This window comes from Hoylesella buccalis ATCC 35310 (assembly GCF_000177075.1).
GTDB classification, from domain to species: Bacteria; Bacteroidota; Bacteroidia; order Bacteroidales; family Bacteroidaceae; genus Prevotella; species Prevotella buccalis.
The window spans coordinates 36,636-48,433 of the sequence record NZ_ADEG01000002.1 but is presented as its reverse complement, the minus strand read 5'-3'; the positions used below and the strand labels follow the sequence as shown (position 1 = coordinate 48,433).

Annotated in this window: 9 protein-coding genes; 7 read left to right on the top strand and 2 right to left on the bottom strand. The window is 45.8% G+C overall.

Annotation, left to right across the window (positions count from 1 at the left end; translation table 11 throughout):
- Nucleotides 1-263 precede the first annotated feature (263 nt).
- The 7 genes from HMPREF0650_RS00205 (at nt 264) to HMPREF0650_RS00175 (ending at nt 8,424) form a co-directional block, all read left to right on the top strand.
- Nucleotides 264-1,832, top strand: coding sequence for a capsule assembly Wzi family protein (locus HMPREF0650_RS00205; RefSeq protein ID WP_004347366.1), 1,569 nt, complete (start codon nt 264-266; stop codon nt 1,830-1,832).
- 13 nt (nt 1,833-1,845) lie between these two features.
- Nucleotides 1,846-2,286: a lipocalin-like domain-containing protein gene (locus HMPREF0650_RS00200; RefSeq protein ID WP_004347365.1), complete on the top strand. Its 441-nt coding sequence runs from the start codon at nt 1,846-1,848 to the stop codon at nt 2,284-2,286.
- Between the two features lie 329 nt (nt 2,287-2,615).
- A complete protein-coding gene (locus HMPREF0650_RS00195) occupies nt 2,616-3,308 on the top strand; it encodes a leucine-rich repeat domain-containing protein (RefSeq protein ID WP_004347364.1) in 693 nt (230 codons plus the stop codon).
- Between the two features lie 62 nt (nt 3,309-3,370).
- Nucleotides 3,371-5,062: a leucine-rich repeat protein gene (locus HMPREF0650_RS12400; protein WP_004347362.1), complete on the top strand. Its 1,692-nt coding sequence runs from the start codon at nt 3,371-3,373 to the stop codon at nt 5,060-5,062.
- Between the two features lies 1 nt (nt 5,063).
- Nucleotides 5,064-5,300: a hypothetical protein gene (locus HMPREF0650_RS00185; RefSeq protein ID WP_040561842.1), complete on the top strand. Its 237-nt coding sequence runs from the start codon at nt 5,064-5,066 to the stop codon at nt 5,298-5,300.
- 1,134 nt (nt 5,301-6,434) lie between these two features.
- A complete protein-coding gene (locus tag HMPREF0650_RS00180; RefSeq protein WP_004347361.1) occupies nt 6,435-7,778 on the top strand; it encodes an AAA family ATPase in 1,344 nt (447 codons plus the stop codon).
- A 4-nt stretch (nt 7,779-7,782) separates the two neighbouring features.
- Nucleotides 7,783-8,424, top strand: a complete 642-nt coding sequence (locus HMPREF0650_RS00175) for an RloB family protein (protein ID WP_004347359.1) — start codon at nt 7,783-7,785, stop codon at nt 8,422-8,424.
- 623 nt (nt 8,425-9,047) lie between these two features.
- On the opposite strand, the gene HMPREF0650_RS00170 is transcribed toward HMPREF0650_RS00175, so the two are convergent.
- Together HMPREF0650_RS00170 and HMPREF0650_RS00165 are read right to left on the bottom strand one after the other, a co-directional pair.
- Entirely contained in the window at nt 9,048-10,457 is a 1,410-nt protein-coding gene (locus HMPREF0650_RS00170; RefSeq protein WP_004347356.1) for an aspartate ammonia-lyase, read from the bottom strand.
- Between the two features lie 115 nt (nt 10,458-10,572).
- Nucleotides 10,573-11,766 (bottom strand): porin, encoded by a 1,194-nt coding sequence (locus HMPREF0650_RS00165; protein ID WP_040561857.1) that lies wholly within the window; start codon nt 11,764-11,766, stop codon nt 10,573-10,575.
- Between the last annotated feature and the right edge of the window lie 32 nt (nt 11,767-11,798).

Sequence of the window (11,798 nt, the reverse complement as noted above, 5' to 3'; positions counted from 1 at the left end):
GATAGTTGGAGTCAATGAACGCAGGCGTTCATCTAATAAAAACGAATGTGGCAAAGTCATGCGGCATGTTCATGTCGGCAGCATTTGTTTCATTCGCAGAACGCTTGCGTTCATTGTCTTGTTTAGTTGATTCGTGTCATTTGTTAAATTCGTTGTTCCACAACATTGCCCTTCAATGAATGTGCCGTGTGGTCTACAACGGCGAGATATATAATAATTGTTACGATTTCTCGTTATCGTTAAAAAGCACGATTCTATAAAGCATGAAACGTCATATATTACTGTCCGTTCTGCTGGTCGCAACTGGAGTGGGGCATGCCCAGGCCGATTTCGATGCAGAAAACGCATCGCCGTGGAACATCGGTGAGAACATTCATTATCAGGTAGAGTTACAAAGTTCGTTCGCTGACGGCAAAACGCCCTTGTGGCTCCATTCCAACCGGTATGGCTTAAGCTCGTTGGAAAAGAACAACGGTTATCTGCGCGCGGCCTTAATCAGACCCTTGCGTACCGGCTCGGCACGCAAATGGGGGATTGGCTATGGCCTGGATGTGGCGGCGGGTGTCAATCATACCAGCAAGATGATGGTTCAACAGGCCTTTGTCGAGCTGCGGTGGTTGCATGGTGCGCTCTCGATAGGGAGCAAGGAATACCCCATGGAGTTGAAGAACAACCAGTTGAGCAGTGGTTCGCAAACGCTGGGCATCAATGCCCGCCCCGTTCCGCAGGTGCGTTTGGCCTTGCCCGATTACTGGATGCTGCCCTTTGGCAACAGGTGGTTGCACGTGAAAGGACACGTCGCCTACGGCAAGATGACGGACGACAACTGGCAGCACAGTTTTACCCAGCGCCAGTCAAAGTATGCCGATAACGTGCTGTTTCACAGCAAGGCCGGCTATTTGAAGATAGGCAATGAAGACCGCTTCTGTCCGTTTTCGATCGAAATGGGGTTGGAGATGGCCACTCTTTTCGGTGGAACGGGCTATCAACCCAAGTCTGATGGAACGGTCAACGTGATTCGCAGTCAAACGGGGTTCAGGGCTTTTTGGAATGCTTTCATGCCTGGTGGCTACGACGCGCCCGAGGAGGACATCGTTTATCAGAATGTGGAAGGCGACCAACTGGGCAGCTGGCTCATACGGATGAACTATGATGCGGACACCTGGCGCGTAGGTCTGTATGGTGAAAAGTTTTTCGAGGACCACTCGTCCATGTTCCAACTCGATTACGACGGGTACGGAACGGGTGACGAATGGAATGTCAAGAAGAAAAGAAAGTTTTTTGTCTACGATTTCAAGGACATGATGCTGGGCGTGGAACTCAATCTGAAATACAACGACCTGGTGCGCAACGTGGTGTTTGAATATCTGTACACCAAGTATCAGAGTGGGCCGGTATATCACGACCACACGCAGAACATGAGTCACCATATCTCGGGCATCGACGATTTTTACAATCACTACATTTACCCCGGGTGGCAGCATTGGGGAGAAGTGATGGGCAACCCGTTGTATCGCTCGCCACTCTATAACGAAGATGGACATATCAACATTCAGAACAATCGGTTCAAGGCCTTCCACCTGGGCGTGTCGGGCGAGCCGTGGAATGGCGTGAGCTATCGTTTGTTGACCACTTGGCAAGAGGGATTGGGAACCTATAAAATGCCCTTCGCCGCCAAACAAAACAACGTAAGCGTGATGCTGGAAGTTGGCTGCCGCCTCAAACATGGCTGGAACATCCGAGGAAGCTATGGGGGCGATTTCGGAGACATTTTGGGCAACAACCAAGGCGTACAGCTCACCATCGGCAAACATGGAGTGTTCAACCTGTAAACTTGTCATTGAAATGAAAAAAGTATCTTATATTCTCCTCTCTATCCTGATGCTCGCAACATGGACCTCGTGCGAGCTGGAAACATCTAACAATGGGGCCTTAGACGGTTATTGGCGTTTGCAACAAGTAGACACCTTGCAAACCAACGGAACGGCCGACCTCTCTGCGCAACGATTGTTTTGGTCGGTTCAAGGCAAAATTCTCATGCTCAACGATTTGGATTACCGCTATCCCGAGTGTGTGATGGAGTTTGAACACCGTGACCAGCGTCTGACGTTGCACAGGCCATTGATTTCAGATCGTACCAAGGGCGACCCCGTGATAGACGATGTGAAGATTCTCTATCCATACGGCATTCGGCGGCTGGACGAACAGTTTGAGGTGGAACGGTTAGATGGTTCGCGTATGATTCTGCGCAGTGAGCAGCTTCGATTGGTGTTCACCAAATTTTAAATGCAACGGAGCTTCACGGATATTCACGGACGTTGTCCGTGTTGTTCCGTGCCATTCCGTTGCCATCATCATTTTGTTTGTTGTTTTTTGCATCGGAGCATCACGGATTTACACGGATTGTTGTTCCGTGTTGCTCCGTGCCATTCCGTTGTTACTATAACATTTTCGTTAAATGTGTGTAAAAAACATGCGTTGTATTTTTTTACAACCAATGCTTTTGTGTATCTTTGCATCGAATTACGGAATTTTATGAATGAGGTATTCATCAATTCTTTTCAGGAGTAACCATCCAACGACATAAAACAACAATTAAATATCATTTTGAATTTATGAAAGAAAATTACAACAACAAGACAAAGCTTCGCAGCGCATGGTTTGCGCTTGTGTTGCTGATGATAACGGCTCTGCCTATCACCGCACAGACCGCGGGCGAAAAGTTCCAAGTCGGACAACTGTGGTATGAGGTGGTGGATGCCACGGCCAATACTGTGAAAGTGACATACGCAAACTCAAATGCTGCAACGACGGAAGCAAGGCAGCAGAAGTTAATTGATGAAACGACAAACATCCCTGACCAGTGGAAAGGCTACAGCGGTACGCTGAAGACAAATGCAGTGGACAAGAATGGCAAAAAAGTTGAAACAATGAAAGACGAACTTGCGTATGAAGAGGCTACTGGACAGATTTACACCATTACTATTCCAGATAAGGTCAACTATAATGGCAAGGACTGGACAGTCACAGCCATCGGCTCCTATGCATTCATCAATGAAAGAAGAATCAGAAAAATAGAACTTCCTAAAACGATAGAAGCCATTGAAGATGCTGCCTTTTATCAATGCAGTGTCACATTGTTGAATTTTCCGAAAGGTCTGAAGTACATTGGTTGGGGTGCCTTCTATAAGAGCAATTTGGCACCTTTCTACCTTAAAGAATATAAAGGTAGAAACCCCCAAAAAAAGGGACATGGGAGAGAAAAACTGATAAAACTTCGGTTGATATTCCAGGCTCAACTGCCATAGGTCCCCAAGCCTTTGAAGGAATCTTTTCAACGTCAGAGTTTAAGTGCCCGAATATAACATTCGTGGGATATCAGGCTTTCAAGGGTACCAAAATTGATATTACAACACCGATCCCTGCAGCAGCGAAGATTGGCGAACAACCCGAAGATAACAAAATTAAGGCGATGTATAAGAACCTGCCCACAGGCACAGACCAGCGGTCGGGTGTGGAATCTTTTGCGGAATTCGGTGGCAGTGTAAGTTTGGCTGAAGGCCCAACAACCATCCCTACAGGCATGTTTGAAAAAGCCTTTACCAACTTATCTCATTTTGTCATTCCCTATTCTGTGGTGAATTCCATAGACGAAAGAGCTTTCTCAAATGCTGGTATTCTTAGTTTCAACCCCTTGTCTGAAGTAAAGAAGATTGGTGCAAGGGCTTTTGAAAATGGCATTATGTCAGGTGACTTTGTGATTGGAGACCAAGTTGAGGAAGTAGGCGATGGTGCCTTTGCGGGAAATATCAAATTGGAAGCATTTATCTTGAAGGGTAGTGCTAACTGCAAGATTGGTGCAGAAATTCTTGAAGGTTGCCCCAACTTGGAATTTGTAGACTTGCGCAATGTAAAAAATGAAGATTTCAAAAAGAACCTGAAGAATTTGTCACGCGAATTAAATTCGCATACAATCACATCAGGTTTGCCTACCCACACTCTCGTGTTTCTTCCTGAAGCAACGGGCATCACCATTGCGGATGGTCAGGACGTGAACTTTGTCAAGAGCGACGGTACATGTACCAAGCTGAGCTTGCAGGATGGCATGGAATACGAGTTTCTTTGTGACATCAAAGCCAGTGAAGTGGTTTACAACAGATGCAACATGACCATTAACAAGACAACCATAAATCGTGGTTACAATACCCCATTAGAAGTTGCTCATTATGAAGGAGATAAATCTCTAACCTCCTACCGCGACTTCTCTAAGTTTGCTGATGGCAAGCACTGCTTCACTATCTTTTTACCGTACGCCGTGACATTGCCAGAAGGTATACGCGCATACAAGTTGGATTATAAATACTCGAAAAAGTATTTCACAGATGGTCAATATTTTCCTGAACAACCAGAATACCCTTATGGTTGGCCATCGGATACAGAATTCTATGTCTTCAATTCAATACCTGACGGCAGCACGCTCGAGGCGAGCAAGCCATATCTCCTGCGTATCACGAATGCAAACAGCGACAACTCTAACTCTAAGGCATTTACGGCAAACAATGTGGAAATAGCTAAGTCACCTGAAAAGTTTGACATAGTCAATGGAGGACGCTTAAAGCCTGTTGGCTTCCCCGCCACCAAGCCTGGACAGTCCTTCAGCTTCCAGGGCAGCACCGAAAAGATTCCTGCTGAGGCTTATGGTCATGATAGGCCTTATGTGCTGAACATAGTGAAGAAGCATACCATTGAAGGACTAAATAAGGAAATCGATGTATGGAGGCAAATGAAATATGAAACTAAGGGATCAAATATACAAAATCCCAGCATACCGCCATTCCGTGGTTTTGTAAATCTTTTGCCGGGTGCTTCAAGCGCCAAGCAATTCATGGTACTCTCGGAAGGGGAGACGACGGGCATTAGCAGTGTGACAGAAAATGCCGATGCACAGCAAGGCGCACAGCGCATTTACACCATTGACGGACGCTATGTTGGCACCAACTTCGACAGTCTGCCATCGGGCATGTATATCATGAAGGGTAAGAAAACATTAAAGACGAAATAAGATGAACACTAACGATAAAAATATAAACAACGCTGCTAGCGACAGGCGCACCTACCTGTCGCCATGCGTCCAAATCATCAAAATGGAAACAACTAACCCCTTAGCGGAAAGTCTCGAAATACCAATAGACACTCCCGGTGCCACTGATGCCAATGGAAAGCAGTGGCAGGGTGACGACTTGGATTCGTGGGACGAGGCGGATGGCTGCAACGACAAGAGTTGGGGAAGCGTGTGGTAATCCTCGGCATGCGTGCTGAGAATAGTCCTGCAACTACTCATGACATGAAATAAAGTGGGAGGGAACCAATGGTTTCCCTCCCACTTCGTGTCTTATACCCGCTCACCAGGTTGTAGCATCCAACATCATCCTGCTGGTGGTGTGGAACAACAATTCAATTCTCTTTTTATGGCAACGGATTTACACGGAGTGTCACGGATGACCCGTGACCTTGCATTGCGACAACAACAATCGCAATGGTCATGGCCACGGAACCCCACGGAACGGCACCGACGCATCTGTGTATGTCCGTGAACATCCGTTGCTCTTTACATCGCCTGCCACCACTACAAGCGTGTTTACATGGAGGTATATGGTTGTAGTGTGTTATTGTGTTGGAATGCGAATTAGCGAGGTTGTATGGTGTTGGTTTGCATCGGAGCATCACGGTTATTCACGGGCGTTGTCCGTGTTAGTCCGTGCCATTCTGTTTGAGATGTTGAGTACCGAGGTTGTACGCCCCGCAGGGGCAGTAGCTTATAGCCCAGGGCACCGCCCTGGGTAAGATTGTGAGTAGGTGTGCGCCCTGTAGGGGCAAAAGCAACTACAAGTACATGATAATCACATGCTTTTGTTCTTACAGGACCCAATTACCCCCACGCATCCAACCCAGGGTGATACCCTGGGCTATAGGCTTTTGGGCTTTCAGCCCGTGTATTTGTTGTGTTTGCATCGGATGGTTCTTTCACTTCAAATGGTCGTTTGTCGTCAACCTTATTTTTGTTTTAACAACGAATTTATCGAATTTAACGAATCCGATTGTTGGAATCAATGAACGCCGGCGTTCACCGAGTCAAACGAATTTGGCAAAAGCACACGACATGGTTATGTTGGCAAATTTGTTTTATTCGCAGAACGCTTGCGTTCATGGTCTTGTTTAGTTGATTGTGTTGTTTAGTTGATTCGCTTTATATTAACCTTGCAAGCATTAAGGTAAGGTCAAATTTAAGACAATATCATGTTGAAAAATGACAAAATGGCGATACGACACACGTCTTTTGTCGTATTTATACATATTTAACGAAAGCAAATGTCTTTGTTTTGAAATAATTTATTATCTTTACATCGAAATTTTACGAAATATCAGACGTCATTATGTTATTGTCAGCCAAATTTGAAAACATTTACTCGTTTAACGAGGAAACACGCATCTTGTTCACAGCTAGCAAAAGCGACCAATTGCCGTTACAAGTGTCACGTGCGGAGAAACGGGATGATATATCCGTGCTCCGTATGGGATTGATTTACGGCGCCAATGCTTCTGGAAAATCAAATATCATAAAATGTTTGGCTATAATCAAGGAGTTTGCTTTGAAAGGTTGGAGCAACCTCAAATATAATTACTTCAAGATGACGGACGATCCCCAAGAACGTTCAAGCATTGAACTGGAGTTTAAGGTAGATAGTCAGTTTTTTGCTTACGGTGTAGCTTTCTCGAAGGGGGGCTTGCTTGAGGAATGGCTATATAAGACTGGCAGCCGCAATGACACCATGATCTTTGAGCGCAAACGCAATGGTGACAGTTGGGATAATACTATTGCACCTCAGTTCTTGAAGAATGAGGATGGACAATTCTTGAAGTTCCTGATTGATGGTACTCCCACCAAGGGTACTTTCTTAAGTGAGTATATCAAGCGTAACGGAAAGGGAATAGATGTAATTAAGTCTGCTAGTAAATGGTTTGAGAATCTGAATATCATCTTCCCCAATACACACAGAACGGATTTCCCATTCCGAGTTGTGAACGACACCCAGTTCAGAACTATTATGCGTGAATTGCTAAATTATTTTGGCACAGGTATCTCAGACCTTCGTCGCATAGAGTCTAAACCTGAAGATTTGGGCATTCCCGACGAAATCAGGCAAAAGATTGAGGAAAGTCTTGAAGGAAAAGGCTCCGAAACTGGCGTGGTAATTCACAATGAGAACCGCTTCATCTTTGCAGAAAAAGATAAGTCGAAGAATCTGAAGTGGTATGAGCTGAAAACCATTCACAAAAAGGACGACAGCAACTCGGACTATATCTTCGAAATGTTCGAAGAGTCTGATGGAACGTCACGTTTGTTTGACTTCATTCCAATGCTTATCGATATGCGTGCTAATGATGCAGTCTATGTGATTGACGAGGTTGACAGGAGTCTGCATCCAATGTTGACATTGAAATTATTAGAGATGTATAACAGTCTGCTTAGAAGCGATTCGCAAATGCAGTTAATATGCACGACACACGAATCAAATCTACTTTCTTCAGCCCCTATACGTCAGGATGAAGTTTGGTTTGTAGAGAAAGACAAGAAAGGAGAAAGCCATTTGTCTTCACTCTGTGAGTACAAACCGAGAGAGAATGTGCAGAAAGGTTATCTGAACGGTCGCTATGGAGCGATTCCATTCTTTGGCGAACTGAATAATATTCATTGGGACGATGCGAAGCAGGAATAGTTTGATGCGCGAACGTCGCGAGGCATTTCGTGACGCTCGCCTTATAGTCATAGCCTCCGAGGGCAAAGCCACGGAGCGGATATATTTCAAGGCATTAGCCAAAGAATATACCAATCCGCGCGTGCATGTACATATTTTGGAACGTAGTATAGATGAACAGAACAACTCCAGCCCAGAACATGTGTTAAAACAGCTCAATGACTACAAAAGCCAATATGAGTTAGAAGCAGACGACGAACTCTGGTTAGTAGCGGACAAAGACCGCTGGACTGAGGCCATGCTTTCTCGTGTTGCCACGGAATGTTCGCAGGAAGTTGCTATGCACATGGCTTTGAGCAATCCTTGTTTTGAACTTTGGTTATTATTGCATATAGAAGATGCAGCATCGCTGCCCCCAGAAGAACAGAAACAATGGATGGAGAATCGCAGAAAGTCTAGAAATGCTGACCCATATTTGAAGGTACGATTGCGTAAAAATATGGGGTCTTATCACGAGTCATCCTACGATGCACTAGCTTTGATAGCTCACGTGGAAGATGCAATAGAACGGGCAAGGGCATTAGACGAGAATCCGAATGACCGTTGGCCGCAAACACTCGGTACGCGAGTGTATTTGCTGGCGGAAAGCGTGATGAACAGGAACTAATTTCCAACTTCGGTCTACACCTATGCCGATCGATCTATGGATGATAAACAAAAGGCGGCAGAGACAACAATAGTCAACTAACATCAGTAATAACGTTTAACTCAGTCAACTTTGATTGGGGATTAGGCATAGGAGTAGTCAACCTAAATCAGGAAACTACAGGATGATACCCTGGGCTATAAGCTTTTGGGCTTTCAGTCCGTGAATTTGTTGTGTTTGCATCGGATGGTTCTTTCACTTCAAAAGGTCGTTTGTCGTCAACCTTATTTTTGTTTTAACAACGAATTTAGCGAATTTAACGAATCCGATTGTTGGAGTCAATGAACGCCGGCGTTCACCGAATCAAACGAATTTGGCAAAAGCTAACGACATGGTTAATTTTTGTTTTAACAACGAATTTAACGAATTTAACGAATCCGATTGTTGGAATCAATGAACGCTGGCGTTCATGGTCTTGTTTAGTTGATTCGTTAAATTCGTTAAATTCGTTGTTCATCAACAATCAAGTTCATTCGTTGTTTATCAACAATCATGTACATTCGTTGTTGAAACAAAAAGAAAAGGGGGTGCATCAAAATGATGACGCATCCCCCTATCATGTTGTCAGGGCTTTCGCCCCATACTTATAGGTTGTGTGATTGCAACATGGCCTTGGGGTCGAGAATCTTGTCAACCTCTTCGGCACTCATGAGATTCTTTTCCACCACAATCTCGTGCAGACTCTTACCTGTTTCCAATGCTTCCTTGGCAACCTTGGTGCTGTTTTTGTACCCAATGTATGGGTTCAGCGCCGTGACGATGCCGATGGAATGTTTCACCATGTCGAGATTGTGCTTCTCGTTCAAGGTGATGCCGCTTACGCATTTCTCCCTGAAGGTGTTCATGACGTTGGTCATCCAGGTGATGCTTTCAAACATGCACTCTACGATGACAGGCTCCATGACGTTGAGTTGCAGCTGTCCGGCCTCGGCAGCCATGGTGATGGCCATGTCGTTACCGATGACCTTGAAGCACACTTGGTTGGTTACCTCTGGTATGACAGGGTTCACCTTGCCCGGCATGATGGAAGAACCTGGTGCCATGGGGGGCAGATTGATTTCGTACAAACCGCAGCGAGGACCTGAAGCCATGAGACGGAGGTCGTTGCAAATCTTGGATAACTTGACTGCCAATCGCTTCAATGCTCCTGAGTAGCTTACATAATCACCGGTGTCTGGTGTGGCTGCAATCATATCTTTGGCCTTCACAAACTTGTCGCCGGTGAACTTGGTGAGATACTCAGTTACCAAATCAGCATAGCCTGGTACTGCATTGAGACCTGTGCCAATGGCCGTGGCACCCATGTTGATGGTGAGCAGCTTCTTGGCATTGTATTCGATGTATTCAAGCTCGTCTTCTAATGTGTTGGCAAAAGCGGCGAACTCTTGTCCCGATGTCATGGGCACAGCGTCTTGCAATTGGGTGCGACCCATCTTCACAGCGTCTTTAAACTCGTTGGCCTTGACGCGCAAGCAGTCTACAAGTGCTTTCAAGCTCTTCAACAAGTCTTTGTTCATGCGATAAGCCGCATAGCGTAAAGACGTTGGATAAGCGTCGTTGGTAGACTGGCCGCAGTTGACATGGTCGTTGGGGTAGCAGTGCACATAGTCACCTTTCTCATATCCCATCAACTCCAGTGCGCGGTTGGCAATCACCTCGTTGGCGTTCATGTTCACGGATGTGCCGGCTCCACCCTGTACCATGTCAATGCAGAAGTTGTCCCACAACTTGCCTCCGATGATATCATCGGCAGCTTGACAGATGTGATCTGCAATGTTTTTGTCAAGGGCACCCAGCTCAGCGTTGGCTGCGGCAGCTGCCTTCTTGACGTATGCGATGGCCATGATAAACTGGGGATAATCGCACATCTTAGTGTTGGAAATGCGATAATTGTTGATGGCGCGCTGCGTTTGAACACCATAATAAGCGTCTGCGGGCACTTGTAATTCGCCCAAGAGATCAGACTCTACTCTGTATTTTTCGTTTTGTTCCATTGTGTTTACTATTGATTTATGTAGTTGTTTTTCTGTGTTTGTCATGGTTCGTCATAACAGACGAACGTGGACACGAGGGGTGTCTCACGTTCATCTTGCTGTTAAAGGGCTGTTGTTAGAACGCCTTGATTCTGTACATGAAGCCCAGTTCGATGCGACTGGTGTTGTAGTCAGCCAGTTTGCTCTTATCGGTGAACTTGTAGTTGCGGCCGATGTATGACAAGAATACGCGGCAGTCTTGTGACTTGACAGGATAATATTCCAAGCTGGCAAAGTAACCAAAGGACTTACGGTAGTTCTTGAGTTCTTCTATCTTGCTGACACTTGCCGTCTCGTACATACCTTTGAGCATCAGGTTCCACTGTGGAACGAACTGCCAATTAACTTTGGTTATGAACGAGTTGTAGTTTACCTTGCCGTAGCGCACGTTGCCTTTTCCGCGGAATGCAGACAAGTCGCTGGTGGCAATGCCCAGACGGTCAACGTCGTCAAAGGCACCCATGTAGTCGAAATACCACTGGAAGGTGGGCAAGTTGAGCTTTTGACCGAGCATCACCATCTGGCTGCTCTGATCCTTGGCCTGTGTCTGTGTGCCCACTGACCAACGCGTTTGTAGCTTATCGCCAAAGAAATTACCATTCCACAACAAGATGTAGGTCAATGGATGTTTGGCAGCTTCCACAGCTTCAGTCTTTCCATTCTCTTTCATCACTTTGAGGTCAGCTCCGTATTCTTGAGCCAACTTGTTGTTGTAAGCATTGGTGATGTTCAGGTTGAACTCCTGAGATTCCACGGGTTTGAATGCGAAGTTTACGCCGGCCATGAAGTTATCCATATTGTCAACCATGTCAGAGTATTGGTAGATGTACATGGGGTTTTCGTCAAATTCGAATCCACCCCAGTTTTGACACATCTTACCACCCGTGATACCGAGCTTGTCGGTGACCTGATAACCAACCGAAAGGATGTCGGTTGCCTTGGCAAAGTTGTCCTCGCCCTGCGCACCATTGGCTTTGTTCAAGCGGTGACGGAAACGATAAGAGAGTTTGCCGAAAGAACCTTTGATTTCCAATCGGGCTTGCTTGTTCTTGAAGGACGAACCCCAGTCGTTGCCATCGTAGGCCTCTTGGAAGGAAGACGCATAGTTGAAGTACACGTTGAATGCGTCGCTTTTCTTCTCCAATTTGAACAGACGGCTTGCCAATGACTCGTAATTGCCATCTTCGCCACCCATGCCTGTATTGTTACCTTGTGCGCTTGCGCCCAGTGCCAAAGACATCATGGCGCAAATCATCATTATTTTTTTCATGTTCATTATGTTTATTCCTGTTGTCAATGATA

Excerpts from the sequence above, each read along its gene's own strand:
- HMPREF0650_RS00165 (WP_040561857.1), bottom strand. The coding sequence starts at position 11,766 with ATGAAAAAAATAATGATGATTTGCGCCATGATGTCTTTGGCACTGGGC.
- HMPREF0650_RS00205 (WP_004347366.1), top strand. The coding sequence starts at position 264 with ATGAAACGTCATATATTACTGTCCGTTCTGCTGGTCGCAACTGGAGTG.
- HMPREF0650_RS00180 (WP_004347361.1), top strand. The coding sequence starts at position 6,435 with ATGTTATTGTCAGCCAAATTTGAAAACATTTACTCGTTTAACGAGGAA.
- HMPREF0650_RS00195 (WP_004347364.1), top strand. The coding sequence starts at position 2,616 with ATGAAAGAAAATTACAACAACAAGACAAAGCTTCGCAGCGCATGGTTT.
- HMPREF0650_RS00175 (WP_004347359.1), top strand. The coding sequence starts at position 7,783 with ATGCGCGAACGTCGCGAGGCATTTCGTGACGCTCGCCTTATAGTCATA.
- HMPREF0650_RS00170 (WP_004347356.1), bottom strand. The coding sequence starts at position 10,457 with ATGGAACAAAACGAAAAATACAGAGTAGAGTCTGATCTCTTGGGCGAA.
- HMPREF0650_RS00200 (WP_004347365.1), top strand. The coding sequence starts at position 1,846 with ATGAAAAAAGTATCTTATATTCTCCTCTCTATCCTGATGCTCGCAACA.
- HMPREF0650_RS00185 (WP_040561842.1), top strand. The coding sequence starts at position 5,064 with ATGAACACTAACGATAAAAATATAAACAACGCTGCTAGCGACAGGCGC.